Consider the following 16,212-nt stretch of genomic DNA (forward strand, 5'->3'; position numbering starts at 1 on the left):
TAAAACATATTTTCGGTTGTGGAAATTAGTTTTCCACAGTTGTTGATAACATTGTGGATAACACTTAAAAAATGAGAATTTCAAACTACATAAAAAGGGTGGATATTCACATGGTAGAATATGATGTGAACGAAGTGTGGGAAAAGATAAAGGAGGCTGTGAAAAAAGAGATAAATCCAAGTCCGACAGATATATCGTACAATACATGGTTTGAATCGCTTGTACCTCTTTGTTTTGATGACAATGACACTCTAATTTTGAAGGCATTTGCTGATTTTCACAGGGATATAGTGATAAACAGGTACTCTCTTGTCATTTTAAACGCTTTAAGACAGCTATTTTCACCGCATCTCAGCATAAAAGTAATTCTTCCAGAAGAGGTTGAAAAGTACAAAAAGTTTCTAAAACCCAAGCAAGATGAAAAACCAGAGATAGTAACACAACTAAATCCCAAATATACTTTTGAAACGTTTGTTGTGGGGAACAACAACAGGCTTGCACATGCCGCAGCTTTGGCCGTTGCAGAAACACCACCGGGAGAGAGAACCTACAACCCACTTTTTATTTATGGCGGTGTTGGGCTTGGAAAGACGCATCTTATGCACGCAATAGGCCATCATGTGCTAAAGCTTTACCCCGGAACAAAGGTGATGTATGTTACCTCAGAGATATTTACAAACGAGCTTATAGCCGCAATAAGAGATGAAAAGACAGACGAGTTTAGGCTCAAGTACAGAAACGTCGATGTCCTTTTAATTGACGACATTCAGTTTTTAGGCGGAAAGGAAAGAACCCAAGAAGAGTTTTTCCACACATTCAATACACTGTATGAGGCAAACAAGAAGATAATACTTTCATCAGACAGGCCACCAAAAGAGATAAATACGTTAGAAGATAGGCTCCGCTCCCGCTTTGAGTGGGGGCTTATAACAGACATTCAGCCGCCAGACTTTGAGACGCGAATAGCGATCTTGAGCAAAAAATGCCAGCTTGAAGGAACACCTGTGCCACAGCATATTTTAGAGTTTATAGCATCAAAGATTGAGACAAACATAAGAGAGCTTGAAGGTGCACTCAACAAAATTCTTGCATATTCAAAACTCATGGCACCTGACAAAGAGATAACCTTGGAGCTTGCTGAAAAGGCTTTGAAAGAGTTTATCGACACAAACACAAAAAAAGAGCTCACAATAGAGGATATCCAGGCAGAGGTTGCAAGCTATTTTGGCATCCGGCTTGAAGATTTTAAATCCTCAAGAAGGTCAAGAAATGTTGCTTACCCACGCCAGATAGCTATGTATTTAGCAAGGGAACTCACAAACGTGTCGCTTCCTAAAATAGGCGAGGCGTTTGGCGGAAAAGATCATACAACAGTGCTTCATGCCTGTGAAAAAATTAAGGAACTTATCAACACAGATTCAAACACAAGAAATGCTGTGGAAACCATCAAAAAAAGACTTATCCACAGAGAATAATAACATGTGGATAACACTGTGTGAATTTTAATTTTCACATGTGAATTTGGTTAAAAACTTTAAACTTTATCAACAGGAATATATACACCCAAGAGTTCAAATCTCACAAGCTTTTGAACATGTTATTAACTTATCCACAGCTATTATTGTGAGTACTACTAGTAAGTTTGATTGATGGTATGCTTTTAAAACCCCCACAAAAAAAGGAGGGAAAAAGATGAGGTTTGTTGTGGATAAAGAAGTTTTGCAAGATAATATTTCCAAGGTAATACCTGCTGCAGCGTCAACAAAGGTAACGTCAATTTTAGAGTGTGTACTGATTGAAGCTGAAGATAGCATAGTATTTACCACAAACGACATGAAAATGCAGATGCAAACAGAGTTTGAAGCAGAGATTTTAGAAAGAGGAGCTGCACTGGTTAAAGCAAAACTATTTTCTGACATAGTCAAAAAACTACCAAGCGGTGAGGTCGAGGTTATACGGGAAGACAGTGAGGTTAAAATAAGAAGCCAGAAGATAGAGTTCAGGCTTCCTACACTTGACCCGCTCGACTTTCCAAAGATGGACAAAAAGCCCTCTGAGAGCTTTTGCGAGTTTGTTGCAAGCGATTTTGTTGATGGCGTTGACAAGGTGATATTTGCAACGTCAAAGGACGAGACAAGACCAACGTTTACAGGCGTGCTCTTTGAAAAAGAAGAAGATGATTTTGTTAATCTTGTTGGAATGGACGGGCACAGGCTTGCAATATGCAAGATAAAACCAATTGCAGTTGAAGGAAACTTTTCAAAGATTGTGCCTGCAGAGAACTTGGATGACATTACAAAGGTAGTTGACATTGAAGAGGCAGAAAAGGTAAGAGTATCATTTTTTGAGAACCAGGCAACATTTGAGATAGGCTCAACAACCGTGATACTTACACTCATTGCCGGAAAATTTTTCGACTACAAAGGTGCAATCCCGACAGAGTATTCAACCAAAATTTCAATTTCATCTGATGTTTTAGAAAGCACGCTTGAAAGAGCTTCTATCGTGTCAAAAGACGAAAAAACTAACATCCAGGCTGTCATATTTGAGACAAACGGGATGATGTTCACAGTAAAGTCTATGTCTGCCGATGGAAGATATGAAGAGGATGTGCTTTGCTCAGTTGAGGGTAAAGACATCAGAGTTGGCTTTAATGTTAAGTATTTCTTAGATGTTTTGAAAGAGCTGGATGGAGAGATAAACCTGTTTATAACATCGCAGACAAGCCCTTCAATTGTACAAAAGCCAGACGACCCTAACTACATCTACCTTGTTCTTCCTATAAAGATGCCAGAGTAAAGCATTTTTTAGAGGTTGTAAGAGTATGAAGATAAAAAACATTTACATTGAAAATTTCAGAGGTTACAAACAAAGATTTTTTGAGTTCAAAGATAAAATGAATTTAATTGTCGGTAATAATGCCTCAGGAAAGACTTCTCTTCTTGAGGCTCTATATTTTTGTATATGTGGAAAATCTTTTAAAAGCCGAGATGTAGATGCAATAAACTTTGATTCATACTATTTCAAGCTTGAGATGTCAGCTGAGGTTGGCAATATTGAATATAATGTTTTCTGTTATGTAGATAAAGCTTTAGATAAGAGAATAATGATAAATGATAAGAAGATAAATAGACTGTCTGAGCTAATTAGTCTTTTCAAATTTGTTTTTTTTGAGCCAGACACAACAAGACTTATAAAACATCAGCCAAAACTAAGGCGCCGATTTTTGGATATGGAAGTTGCAAAGCTTTACCCTTACATGACGAAGGTGTATTCAGAGTACCAAAGAGCACTTCATTCTAGAAACGCATTTTTGAAAAGTTATGATAAAAAGGATATAATAGATGTGTACGATGTGCAGATAAGCCAGCTTGGATTTTTGATTTTCCAAAAACGACAGGAGGTTATAGATAGATTATCTATTGAAGCGCAGAAGATATTCAGCTATGTGTTTGAAAACAAATCCTTGCTTGAACTTAAATACATGCCATCAATTAACGCTTCAAGCGAGGAAGAGTATTACAAAGAGATGAAAAAGCATCTGGTTAAAGATTTGAGTCTTGGATACACAACAAAAGGGATTCACAGAGATGACTTTGAGATTCTGATAGATGGAAAACCAGCGATTGATTTTGCATCTGAAGGGCAGATAAAACTTGCGGCTGTGTCGGTTGTGCTCTCATCTGCTCTTCTTTATACAGAGCCTGTTCTCATTTTAGACGATGTGTTTTCTGAGTTAGATAAGTTTAAAAGAAGAAATCTTATAAAGTTTTTAAGTCAGTACCAGTCGTTTGTGACATCTGCAGAAGACCTAAGTACCCTTCAAAGTGAGGGAATACTGGAGTTTGACAGTGCAAATGTGATTTTTCTTGAAAGGAGTATATAAAAAATTTTTGGGGATGTGCATTGAAGATGTTTGCTCACATTGGTGAGGATTATGTAATCAACAGCGCAGAACTTCTTGTGATACTGAGCTGGGATTCTTTTGTGCGCTCAAAAGACAATCTCAAAATCCTTGAAAATCTAAAGCTTCACGACAGGATTGTTGTTATAAATGATGATATAAAAAAGTCTATAATAATCCTTGAAGTTGATGGAAGAATGTATGGAATAATATCTCCTGTGTCGCCGGGTACCATCGCAAAAAGGCTTTTGAACTTTAACCACTATTTTGACAACTATTTGGACCAGGATTGATTTTAAAAAATTATTTAGTTGGCAGGTGAGATTAAATTGGATAGGATACAAAACGGTTCTCAGCAATATTCAGCAAGCGAGATACAGGTTTTAGAAGGGCTTGAGGCTGTAAGAAAACGTCCCGGAATGTATATAGGCTCAACCTCCCAGCGAGGTCTTCACCACTTGGTGTATGAGATTGTCGACAATGCAATTGACGAAGCAATGGCAGGGTTTTGTAAAAACATTGAAGTGGTGATTCACAAAGACAACTCTGTTACTGTCATTGACGATGGAAGAGGAATTCCGGTTGATATTCACCCAAAGCTTCAAAAAAGCGGTGTTGAGGTTGTATTTACCGTTCTTCATGCAGGTGGAAAGTTCAACGAGAGAGTATACAAGGTATCTGGTGGTCTTCACGGTGTTGGTGCATCTGTTGTGAATGCTCTTTCGCGCTATTTGGAAGTTGAGGTTTACAGAGACGGCAAGGTATACTATCAAAGGTATGAAAGAGGAAAACCAACCTGTGAGCTAAAAGTTATTGGTACTACCGACAGGACAGGTACAAAAGTTACATTTTTGCCCGACGATGAGATTTTTGAAACAATAGAGTTTGACGGCGATGTGATTTTGCAGCGCCTGCGTGAACTTGCGTTTTTGAACAAAGGGATAAGGATAGTCTTTGTTGATGAGAGGGAAAAGAATGTAAAACCCATTGAGCTAAAATATAATGGTGGTATTGCTGAGTTTGTGAAGTTTTTGAACAGGAACAAGGAAGTTTTGCACCAGGAGCCAATATACATTGAGGGTGAGAAAAACGACATCCTCATTGAGGTTGCAGTGCAGTACACAGAGGATTTTGGTGAGAACATCTATTCATTTGCAAACAACATAGCAACCATAGACGGTGGCACTCACCTTATAGGCTTTAAAACTGCTGTCACAAAAGCTGTAAATGAATATGCAAAAAAATATAACTTCATAAAAGGTGATACACAGCTTCTTGGTGAGGACATAAGAGACGGCATGACAGCCATTGTGTCTGTCAAGATTCACGAGCCGCAGTTTGAAGGTCAGACAAAAACAAAGCTTGGGAATAGCGAGGCGCGCTGGGCTGTTGAGAATTTGGTTTCTGAAAAATTAGCAGCTTTTTTAGAAGAAAATCCTGATGTGTCAAAAAAGATTATAGACAAGGCCATTTTGGCGGCAAAAGCGCGCGAAGAGGCAAAAAAGGCAAGAGAGCTTGTGATAAAGAGAAAGTCTGCCTTAGATAGCTCAAACTTACCTGGCAAGCTTGCAGACTGTTCAGAAAAAGACCCTGCAAAATGCGAGATATTCATAGTTGAGGGCGATTCTGCAGGCGGGTCTGCAAAACAGGGTCGTGACAGGCGGTATCAGGCAATCTTGCCTCTTTGGGGTAAAATGTTAAATGTCGAAAAGGCAAGCCAGGACAAGATTTATTCAAACGACAAGCTTCTTCCTTTGATTCAAGCACTTGGTGTTGGAATTGGAAATGACATAGACTTAAAAAAACTCAGATACCACAAGATAATCATAATGGCCGATGCTGACGTTGACGGGTCTCACATAAGAACGCTTCTTCTTACTTTCTTTTATAGGTATATGCGACCTTTAATAGAAAACGGCCACATTTACATTGCCCAGCCACCGCTTTACAAAATAACAAAAGGGAAGCAGGTAAGATATGCTTATAACGATAAAGAACTTCAAAAGATATTGCAGGAAATGAAAGATGCTCAGGTTCAGCGTTTCAAAGGTCTTGGTGAGATGAATGCACAAGAGCTTTGGGAGACCACTATGGACCCTGCAAGAAGAATACTTCTTAGAGTTGAGCTTGAAGATGCTGTGATGGCAGAGGAGATCTTCACAATTCTGATGGGCGACAAGGTAGAGCCAAGAAGAGAGTTTATAGAGAAGAATGCTAAGTATGTGAGGAATTTGGATATATAAAAAAGAGGTGTTTCAAAGTGGAAGTTGCGAAAAAAATTTATGAAGAAGTTATAAAACTGCCTGAAGAGACTCAGAGAGAAGTTTTGGATTTTATTGAATTTAAAAAAATGAAATGGAAAAAAAATATAGAAGAAATAATTGATAAAGTTATTGAAGAAAATTACGAGATATTAAAGGAGTTAGCTGATAAATGATAATGTTGAGTATTGAGGATGTATTGTTGATTGCTAAAAAATTAATAGAAAGATTTGGAGGTACGTTTGGGATAAGAGACAAAGGTTTGCTTGAAAGCTCATTGAACAATGCATTTCAAACATTTAATGGAGAGGAGCTATATAAAACTGATGTAGAAAAAATTGCAGTTATATCTTACTCAATAATAAGGAATCACCCTCTAAATAGATGGTAATAAAAGATTAGGTATAAGTGTTTTACTAATATTTATGTAAACTCAACAATATTATCTTAGAATATACAAGAGAAGAGGCAGTAGATTTAGCTATAAGAATTGCAGAAGGCAGTATTGATATTGAAGATGTTGTTGAATGGATAAAAAAGCATGAGAAAAAGTGAACACTATAAAGGGAGGTCACAACAGTTGAAAACAACAATGCAAGAAGGTATAATTTTGACCAAGTAATATTGAATGTTGCTAACTGTGCAAAGGTTAAAGAGATATATGCTATCTGTCAAAGAACACTAATAAACTGGGAAAAAGAAGGGTTTATAACACTCTCTCAGGACACCTCTACTATGCATCTTTTTAAAGCAAGGATTTATGGGCAAAGAGGTGCCAAAAAGCATGGTAACAGTTCAAGCCAAGCTAACTTTTGATAGCAGCGAAGATAAGCAAAAGGTATTAGACCTAATGAGAAGATGGTCGTCTTGTATGAGGTATGCATACAACAGACTTTTAGAAGGCTGGGATAGAAATACCCTCAAAAGAGAACTGCAAGGAATTTTTAATCTGAATTCCCGATACGTCGATGATGCATTAATTAAAGCAAAAAGCATTTTAAACTCATGCAAAGAAAAAGGAGAAAATCCTGAAAAGGTCATTTTTGGTGGCAGACAGCTTTTTAAAAAACTCCAAAAGAGGCACATAAATGGAGAAGCGTACAAGGAACTTCAACGAAAGTGGCGGGAGAAGAGGAAAGGTAATCTTTATTCAAGAGGAGACAGGAGCAAGAAGGGGAATCTTAACACAAGGATTGAGACAGATGGGGTTTTTACCATGATCAGAATTAACGTGGGAGAAAGGAAGTACGTATATGCGACGATACAATCTGGATGGAAGACAAAAGGTAAAACGTACACAGACAGGAATCAACTTCTGCAGGCAATAAGCAGCTCAGGAGAGCCTTATTCTGTAGAGTTGAAACTAAAAAATGGTGTAGTATATGCCTATTTTACTGTTGAAGAGGTTTTTCCAAAGCCCGGGATAACGAGAGCAAATGGAGTTATAGGTATAGACACTAACGCATATCCAAGACACATAGCATGGGTAGAAACGGATGAGAGGGGACAGTTTTTAAGTTACGGTAGGATACCGATGCCAAAGCTTGAGAGCGGAAGCTTAAGCAAAAAAGAGTATTACAGGTGGCAGTATGCTCACATGATAGTACAGATGGCAAAAGGAAAGCAAAAAGCCATAGTGATAGAGAACCTTAGCATACAGGACAGGGGCAGAAGAGGAGATTTTTCAGGGAGAAAATCGAGGCGGATAAGGCACTATTTTGGATACAGGTTGCTTTTGGAGAAGGTAAAACTTCTGGCAAAGCGTGAAGGAATAGAGGTTATAGAAGTGGACCCTGCATACACTTCAGTGATAGGGATGTTGAAGTATGCCCCGCAGTATATGGTGAGCAAAGACGTTGGGGCAGCGTATGTGATAGCGAGAAGAGGGCTTGGGTTGAGAGAAAGGATACCGCACAATTATATGCAACTTCTTGGCAGGCTTGATGAAAATGAACTGGATAAGCTGAAGGAATACGTACAGAAGGTAGTTAAGAACACATGCTTAAGGAAAAAGCAACTCAAAGAGATAGAAAGAGTAAAAAAGTTTTTACAAAGCCCTGAGAGTGAACCAGAGAGGGCATCAGAACCTCTGGACGGAACAAGTTCTGATGTCTGCGGTAAAGTCTGCAATCTCTGGCGAGTTCTCAGGGTAGCGGTGGTAACACCACTCTCCCCTGGCAGAGTCCTGAGGGACATGTCTGTCCTGAAGTCATTTTTGGTTTCAGGGCAAGTGGGGAGACCCGGCTAAAAAGGGCGCAAGTTCCTGCTTCTTGGGGCAGGGGCTATGGCTTTCCCAAATACCGCCTGCTGGGGATGGGGAAGCCTTGATTTGGCGGACTACAAATACCCCAGCCGTCAAACTTGTGCTAATGTGCACAGTTTGATTGACCAGGAAAAATTAAAGCATGGAGGAGCTCGATTTTAGGATAATTCCTGTTGAGATACAGGAAGAGATGAAACGAAGCTATATAGACTATGCAATGAGCGTCATTGTATCTCGTGCACTCCCAGATGTGAGAGATGGCTTAAAGCCTGTTCACAGAAGAATACTTTATGCAATGAACGAGATAGGTCTTACACCTGACAAGCCTTACAGAAAATCTGCAACAGTTGTAGGGCATGTTCTTGCCAAATACCATCCGCACGGCGATGCTGCTGTGTACGAAAGCCTTGTTCGAATGGCACAGGACTTTTCCATGCGCCATCCTCTTGTTGATGGGCATGGAAACTTTGGGTCGGTTGATGGTGACCCGCCTGCTGCTATGCGTTACACTGAAGCGCGTATGAGCAAAATTGCTATCGAGATGCTTCGCGACATTGAAAAAGAGACAGTTGATTTCATGCCGAACTTTGACGAATCGGCAAAAGAACCAAAGGTTTTGCCATCAAGGTTTCCTAATCTTTTGGTAAATGGCAGCCAGGGAATTGCGGTTGGTATGGCAACAAACATACCGCCTCACAACCTTGCAGAAGTGATAGACGCAATTGTGTACCTACTTGACAATGAGAATGCAGGCTTAGATGACATAATGAAAATAATCAAAGGTCCTGATTTTCCAACAGGCGGGTATATCATAGGCAAAAAGGGTATAAGGGATGCTTATGCAACCGGAAAAGGAAAGATAATCGTCAGGGCAAAAGCAACAATTGAGCAGACCTCCAAGGGAAGACAGAGAATAGTTGTTACAGAACTTCCTTACATGGTCAATAAGGCAAGGCTTATTGAAAAGATTGCCGAGCTTGTTCACGAGAAAAGGATAGATGGAATTTCTGATATAAGAGATGAGTCTGACAAAGAAGGTCTTAGGATTGTAATTGAAATAAAAAAAGATGCAGATGCAAATGTAGTTTTAAAACAGCTATACAAAAACACTCAGCTTCAGGACAGCTTTGGAATAATCATGCTTGCGCTTGTTGACAACCAGCCAAAGGTTTTGACGCTTATGGATATGCTAAATCTTTACATTGAACATCAAAAAGAGGTAATTGTTAGAAGAACAAAGTATGACCTCAAGAAAGCAGAAGAAAGAGCTCACATTTTAGAAGGGCTTAAAAAAGCTCTTGACCACATAGATGAGATAATCTCAATCATTAGGTCATCAAAGACGGTAAATGAGGCAAAAGAGAGGCTCATTAGCAAATTTCAGTTTACAGAGGTCCAAGCTCAAGCAATTCTTGACATGAGACTTCAGCGCTTAACTGGCCTTGAGCGGCAAAAGATTGAAGAAGAGCTTGCAGAGCTTATCAAGATGATAGAATATTACAAAAACGTGCTTGCAAGTGATGCGATGGTAAAGGAAATTATAAAAAAAGAGATTTTGGAGATAAAAGAAAAGTACAAGGATGAAAGAAGGACAAAAATAGTTCAGGACGAACATGAAGACTTTGAGGAAGAAGAGCTGATTCAAGAGCAGGAAACTGTAATCACACTTACCCATTTTGGGTATATAAAACGGCTTCCTCTTGACACGTACAAGAGCCAGAAACGAGGTGGCAGAGGCATCACAGGAATATCAACAAGAGAAGAGGATTTTGTAGAAGATGTCTTTGTCACAACAACACACCACTACATTCTCTTTTTCACAGACAAAGGAAGGGTATTTCGCTTGAGAGCATATGAAGTGCCAGAAGGTTCGCGCCAGGCAAAAGGCACTGCAATTGTCAACCTCATTCAGATTGGTAAGGACGAAAAGATTACAGCAACCATGGCTGTAAAGGACTTTAAAGAAGGTTATCTTATGATGTGTACTAAAAACGGCACGATAAAGAAGGTGCTTTTGAGCGAGTTTGAAAACACAACAAAAGCAGGTAAAAAAGCAATAACCCTTGCAGATGATGATAGCCTTGTTGATGTAAAACTCACATCTGGAAACGATGAGATTGTGCTTGTATCGAGCAATGGATACTGTGTTGTGTTCAATGAAAACGATGTAAGAAGTATGGGAAGGACTGCACAGGGTGTAAAAGGTATGACGCTGGAAGATGGCGATTTTATTGTTGGAATGGAAAAGGCAAGCGATGGAAAGTATCTTCTTTGCGTCACAGAAAACGGGTTTGGCAAAAGAAGCGAGATTGAAGAGTATAGAAAAACAAAGCGCGGCGCAAAAGGTGTTTTGACATATAAAGTTACAGATAAGACAGGCAGTATTGTTGATATAAAGATGGTAAACGATGATGATGAGATAATGATATGTTCTACGGAAGGGATATTTATAAGGCTTGAGGTCTCTCAAGTTCCAGTTCAGGGAAGAAATACACAGGGTGTGAAACTTATGCGAATTGATAGCGATAATATAAAAGTTTCGTCAATTGCAAGGATAAAGGTAGATGAATAGAAAAATTGAATAATATACAAAGTAAAAAAGCCACAGATAGTTACACAAAAAAGTTATCTGTGGCTTTTTTAAATTCCAATAATATCAACTTATTATCATTTGTATCATCATTTGAGTAGATAGGATATTGTACTAAAAGTAATTTTTTTGTCTATAAAAAAGGCAAAATATTTCAACAAATCTTTTTTAGGTTTCTGATATAATATTTGTAGTTATGTAATTGACTTGTAAGAATAACAATCTGATATTTCATACGTTTTAATATTAAAGAGAATTAAAGGGAAGTGCTGGGGATGTTAAGAAAATATCTTTTAGGAGTGCTGGTGGTTTTATTTATTGTATCCTTCTCTGACATCAATTTTGTCATGTCAGACCAGTCAAAACCAAAAAGTTTTTTGCAAAAGGTTGGGACTTTCAGCAATTTCAAAAAGCTTATTGACGATGCGATAAGGAAAAATCCATACATGGGGTCAAGTGAAAATTTTTTGTCTGAATCTATACCACAAAATAGTGTTAAAGGTGAAAATAAAACAGGTTCTGAGTATTCTTATTCACAGACCAATGTGCAGGTTATGGGTGTGGATGAAGCTGATATTGCAAAAACAGATGGGCAGTATATATATATTGCTAAACCATATCCAAAAATCAAAGATAATGGAATTGTAATTGTAAAGGCTTATCCACCTGAGGAAATGAAGATTTTTTCAAAAATTAAATTAAGCGATGAGCTCTATCCAGAAGAGTTTTATGTTGATAGCAGGTATCTTGTGGTTATTTGTGAAAAAGCCAAGATTGTAGATAAAAAACCTATTATTCAAAAGAATGTTTTTCCAGATATCGATTCAAATAAAGTCAGGGTTTTTGTGCCATATCAGTTATTGATAGAAACGTATTGTATTGTTTATGACATTTCTGACAAATCAAATCCTAAGGAAATAAGAAGAGTTTCAATTGCAGGAAAGTATCTGATATCAAGGAAAATAAGCACAAATCTTTACATCGTGACAGAAAAGCAATTCCCATATGAAATTTATGTTAAAAAGGCTTACTCAGAACAAGATTTCAAACCATATTTTACAGATAGTATTACAGGTGACTCGAAAAAGATATATATTGGTTTTGACAAAATAAAATATATCCCCGATTTTATAAACTGCAGTATTACTATTGTTGGAAGTTTCAATATTGAATCAAAAGATGAAATTTGTGTTGAGTGTGTACTTGGTGGAGGGGACATAGTTTACTGTTCGCAAGAAAATCTTTATTTATGTTCTGAGGTGATAAAAAAGGTTTACTTGACTGAAAAATTAGAAGATAATACAAGACTATGGCGATATTTTATAAGAAAGACAATGGTTTGTAGATTTGAACTTTCAAAAGGAAAAGCTACTCTCATGGCAGCAGGGGTTGTCAATGGAAAAGTGCTGAATCAATTTTCAATGGATGAGCAAGATAGTTATTTCAGGATTGCAACAACAGGCGAAAGACCTTATTTTCCTGAAGAAGGTTATGATTATTTTAATGCTGTATATGTTCTTGATAAAAACTTAAGAGTAGTTGGGAAGATAGATAATATTGCAAAAGGAGAGAGAATATATTCAGCAAGATTTATTGGAAAAAGACTATATCTTGTTACCTTCAAAGCGCTTGACCCGTTTTTTGTAATTGACCTTGAAGACCCTCACAATCCAAAAGTGCTTGGATATCTCAAAATCCCAGGATACTCAACATATCTTCATCCATATGATGAAATCCACATAATAGGATTTGGCATGGATGCAGAGGATTTAAATGAAAGATATGCAATTCCTCTGGGACTAAAAATTGCAATGTTCAATGTTGAGGATGTAAAAAATCCAAAAGAGCTTTTTAAGGTAATAATAGGAGAAAAAGGGAGTTATTCTGAGCTTCTTAATAATCACAAGGCACTTTTGTTTGATAAGAATAAAAACATTTTTGCATTTCCTGTAGAGGTTTACGACAAAAAAGGGCATAACTTCACAGGTGCTTATGTCTACAGCATAGATTTGAAAGAAGGTTTTGTTTTAAGGGGCAAGATTTCTCATGAAATTGATGGTAGATATTGTGAGAAGATAGACAGGCTTTTGTATATTGGGGATGTGCTCTACTCAGTTTCAAACTCAATGATAAAAGCAAGCTCTCTTGAGAACTTAAAGGAAATAGCAAAGGTGAGGTTGGATTGAAAAAGTTTTAATCTTAAAAAATGTCTGAGACTGAAAAAGAAATAAATTCAATTTTGCAATTTATACAATTTTAAAAATAATAATATAGGTTGTTGAATAAAAAATATTACCAACAATACATAAAATAAACAAAAGTTATTGATTCCATTCATAAGCGAAAGAAAACTTCTTACCTTCTAACTTTCTAAGAAGTTGCTCAAATAGAAAAGTAATTAGTATCCAATCAATATACCTTTTATAATTTCTAAATCCCTTGAGCCTCACATTCTCAAGATTATATTCACCTTTTAATTTGCTAAATAGTCTTTCAATCTTTGTTCTCTGTTTGTATAGCTTTTTACCCTCTTCAGTTTCTAAAAATCTTATGTTCTTGCTTCTAAAAACATTCTTAACATTGTTTTTATCTTTCATGTTTCTTTTGTTTATCCCAGCAACAAATTTAACTTTAAGCTCATTTGCTATATTAAACCATCTGCTACAATCGTATCCCGCATCTGCTAATACAATCTCACAGTTATAACCCCATGCCCTATACAAAAGCTCTTCTTGTCTTGAGTCATGTTCATTTGCCCCTGTTAAAATCCAGAAAAGTGGTATTACTTCTTCTTTACCTGTACACAAAAGATGTAATTTGTATCCCCTGAAAAATCCTATTGTAATATGTATACCTATTTTTGCTTCTGAATCATTTTTGGCACTTCTCAGCGGCGTAGAGTCTACTATCGCTATACTCATATCAGGTTCTATCTTAGCTATTAATATGTCTTTTATATCTTGCATGTATTCTTTTTCTATTTTTCTTGACAACTTTGCAAAATATGAATAGTCCGGACTTTCTTCTATACCTACTACTTGCTTAAACTCTGTGTCTTGATTTATTCGATATTCTAATTCTCTGAAACTCTTTATCCCCTTTTTAACTTTATAAACCAAACAAGCTATTATCTGAAACAGATTAAATTTCCTCGGTCGTCCCCTTCTATTTTGCTTTATCTTCCTCGATAAAACTTCAGTAACCTTTTTTATTACAAAAAGCAGCTTTAAAAATTTCTTATTTTGTGCTTTAATATTCTTAGTCATCTTTTTCCCCCTTGTGTTTTGTTGTGGTTTTCTCTTAAATTAAAATTATAACACAAGGGGGCTTTTTTCTTTTGTTACTATGTTTACTCTATATGGTTATATCTTTTATTCAACAACCTCATAATAATAAATAAAAATTCGTTTATTAATTTGTGTTTATAAGTCTTTTCACGATGGTATTAATAAATTGGACAAAAAAGTTTTAAAGGAGTGGTTATAATGGAAAATACAAGCAGAATTCCATTGCTGGGTGAGAAGTTCCCGAGCATGACGGTAAAAACAACTCACGGTATGAAAAAGCTTCCTGATGACTATGCGGGCAAATGGTTTGTGCTCTTTTCGCATCCAGGAGACTTTACACCTGTTTGCACGACAGAGTTTGTGGCATTTGCAAAAAGGGCAGAGGAGTTTAAAAAACTTAACGCTGAGCTGATTGGACTTTCGGTTGACCAGGTTTTTGCTCACATAAAGTGGATTGAGTGGATTGAAGAAAAGCTTGGTGTAAAAATTCCGTTCCCTGTTATTGCAGATGAGCTTGGCAAAGTGGCAACCACTTTGGGAATGCTTCATGAGGCAAAAGGGACAAACACAGTGAGAGCTGTTTTCATAGTAGATGACAAGGGAATTTTAAGGCTTATGATGTACTATCCTCAAGAGGTTGGAAGAAACATTGATGAGATATTAAGAGCGCTAAAGGCACTGCAAACATCAGACCAAAACGGTGTTGCTACTCCTGAGAACTGGCCAAACAACGGGTTGATTGGCGATAAAGTAATAATTCCACCTGCAGCAACAGAAGATTTGGCGAAAGAAAGGCTTCAAAAAGCCAAAGATGGCGAGATTGAGTGTTTTGATTGGTGGTTTTGTTATAAGAAGCTGTAAAATAAATAGCTTTGAGAGAGGCTATCCAAAAGGAGAGTGGATGGTCTCTCTAATTTTGTGTTTTTGGAATGTGAATTTTTCACTAAAAGTCAGGATTAGATTACTAACCAAGTATTTAAAATTTTAAAAGGAAAAAATATTTATAGAATTTAAGATAAATCCTTACTCTTGGTAAAAGTAAAAAAATGATATAAAATAATAAGTAAAAAATAAAAAGAAGAAAATTTGAGGAGTGTTTTTTATGTTTTTACCTAAAAAAGAAGAGATTTACACTTATGAAGATTATTTAAACTGGCCAAATGATCAAAGGATAGAATTAATTGACGGCAAGGTTTATTTAATGGCTCCTCCATCCACAATTCATCAAAGAATATTAAGAGAACTATTTATAAACTTTGCAATGTATCTTAAGGGCAAGCAGTGCGAAGTATTTAGTGCGCCTTTTGGAGTAAGGTTTCCTTCTGCAAATGAAAAAAACAATAAAGAAATAAAAACAGTTGTAGAACCTGATATTGTAGTAGTCTGCGACAAATCAAAAATTGACAATGAAGGATTAAAAGGTGCTCCTGATTTGATTGTTGAAATTACCTCACCTTCAACTGCAAGTAAAGATAAAATAGAGAAATTTAATTTATATGAAAAGCATGGAGTAAAAGAATACTGGATAGTTGAACCTGAAAATAAAATTATAAGTGTATTTACTCTACAAGAAAATGGTCGATATGGTAGACCTGATGTATACACTGTAGGCAATAAAATCAAAGTTTCTATCTTTGAAGATTTAATAATAAATTTAGATGAAATTTTTGGAGTTGTAGAATAATTTGTATATCCATCTCTTTATCCTTTCGAATATTGTTTATTATCAATTGATGTTTATTTTTGAAGTCTTATTTGATTTTTGGGATTTAGTTTTCGAAATAAGGAAGATTTAAGTTTTTCAAAGTTTGAACGAGGAATCGCTCAAGAATAACCATTGTTGGCTAAAGACATAAGGAGGTGTTTCAGAAGTTGTTGCTAAAAATTCATCTACAGTATCTTGACAC

At 36.7% G+C, this 16,212-nt stretch carries 13 protein-coding genes; 12 read left to right on the top strand and 1 reads right to left on the bottom strand.

Annotated elements, in window-relative coordinates; translation table 11 throughout:
- Positions 1 to 110: 110 nt before the first annotated feature.
- The 10 genes from dnaA (at position 111) to CALHY_RS00055 (ending at position 13,204) form a co-directional block, all read left to right on the top strand.
- Positions 111 to 1,475, top strand: coding sequence for a chromosomal replication initiator protein DnaA (dnaA, locus tag CALHY_RS00010; RefSeq protein ID WP_013401981.1), 1,365 nt, complete (start codon positions 111 to 113; stop codon positions 1,473 to 1,475).
- Between the two features lie 217 nt (positions 1,476 to 1,692).
- Positions 1,693 to 2,799 (top strand): DNA polymerase III subunit beta, encoded by a 1,107-nt coding sequence (gene dnaN, locus CALHY_RS00015; RefSeq protein ID WP_013401982.1) that lies wholly within the window; start codon positions 1,693 to 1,695, stop codon positions 2,797 to 2,799.
- A 25-nt stretch (positions 2,800 to 2,824) separates the two neighbouring features.
- Positions 2,825 to 3,886, top strand: a complete 1,062-nt coding sequence (gene recF, locus CALHY_RS00020) for a DNA replication/repair protein RecF (RefSeq protein WP_013401983.1) — start codon at positions 2,825 to 2,827, stop codon at positions 3,884 to 3,886.
- 26 nt (positions 3,887 to 3,912) lie between these two features.
- Entirely contained in the window at positions 3,913 to 4,197 is a 285-nt protein-coding gene (locus CALHY_RS00025; RefSeq protein ID WP_013401984.1) for an extracellular matrix/biofilm biosynthesis regulator RemA family protein, read from the top strand.
- Positions 4,198 to 4,233: 36 nt separating this feature from the next.
- The gene (gyrB, locus tag CALHY_RS00030; RefSeq protein ID WP_013401985.1) at positions 4,234 to 6,147 is read left to right on the top strand and encodes a DNA topoisomerase (ATP-hydrolyzing) subunit B; all 1,914 of its coding nucleotides are present in this window, start codon (positions 4,234 to 4,236) and stop codon (positions 6,145 to 6,147) included.
- 17 nt (positions 6,148 to 6,164) lie between these two features.
- Positions 6,165 to 6,341, top strand: coding sequence for a hypothetical protein (locus CALHY_RS13685; protein ID WP_013401986.1), 177 nt, complete (start codon positions 6,165 to 6,167; stop codon positions 6,339 to 6,341).
- Positions 6,338 to 6,556: a type II toxin-antitoxin system death-on-curing family toxin gene (locus tag CALHY_RS13800; protein WP_238524548.1), complete on the top strand. Its 219-nt coding sequence runs from the start codon at positions 6,338 to 6,340 to the stop codon at positions 6,554 to 6,556. Before CALHY_RS13685 ends, CALHY_RS13800 begins: the two co-directional genes overlap by 4 nt.
- 393 nt (positions 6,557 to 6,949) lie before the next feature.
- The gene (locus tag CALHY_RS00045) at positions 6,950 to 8,413 is read left to right on the top strand and encodes an IS200/IS605 family accessory protein TnpB-related protein (protein ID WP_013401987.1); all 1,464 of its coding nucleotides are present in this window, start codon (positions 6,950 to 6,952) and stop codon (positions 8,411 to 8,413) included.
- A 157-nt stretch (positions 8,414 to 8,570) separates the two neighbouring features.
- The gene (gene gyrA, locus CALHY_RS00050) at positions 8,571 to 11,000 is read left to right on the top strand and encodes a DNA gyrase subunit A (protein WP_013401988.1); all 2,430 of its coding nucleotides are present in this window, start codon (positions 8,571 to 8,573) and stop codon (positions 10,998 to 11,000) included.
- A 293-nt stretch (positions 11,001 to 11,293) separates the two neighbouring features.
- Positions 11,294 to 13,204, top strand: coding sequence for a beta-propeller domain-containing protein (locus CALHY_RS00055; RefSeq protein ID WP_013401989.1), 1,911 nt, complete (start codon positions 11,294 to 11,296; stop codon positions 13,202 to 13,204).
- 135 nt (positions 13,205 to 13,339) lie between these two features.
- On the opposite strand, the gene CALHY_RS00060 is transcribed toward CALHY_RS00055, so the two are convergent.
- Positions 13,340 to 14,284 carry an ISNCY family transposase gene (locus CALHY_RS00060; RefSeq protein ID WP_013401990.1) on the bottom strand — a complete coding sequence of 315 codons (945 nt, stop codon included), beginning with the start codon at positions 14,282 to 14,284 and terminating at the stop codon, positions 13,340 to 13,342.
- 219 nt (positions 14,285 to 14,503) lie between these two features.
- Between CALHY_RS00060 and CALHY_RS00065 the strand changes: the two genes are divergently transcribed.
- Positions 14,504 to 15,166 carry a peroxiredoxin gene (locus CALHY_RS00065; protein WP_013401991.1) on the top strand — a complete coding sequence of 221 codons (663 nt, stop codon included), beginning with the start codon at positions 14,504 to 14,506 and terminating at the stop codon, positions 15,164 to 15,166.
- Positions 15,167 to 15,407: 241 nt separating this feature from the next.
- Positions 15,408 to 15,989, top strand: coding sequence for a Uma2 family endonuclease (locus CALHY_RS00070; RefSeq protein ID WP_013401992.1), 582 nt, complete (start codon positions 15,408 to 15,410; stop codon positions 15,987 to 15,989).
- The last annotated feature ends 223 nt before the right edge of the window (positions 15,990 to 16,212 follow it).

Origin of the sequence: Caldicellulosiruptor hydrothermalis 108 (assembly GCF_000166355.1) — a bacterium.
Classification (GTDB): domain Bacteria; phylum Bacillota; class Thermoanaerobacteria; order Caldicellulosiruptorales; family Caldicellulosiruptoraceae; genus Caldicellulosiruptor; species Caldicellulosiruptor hydrothermalis.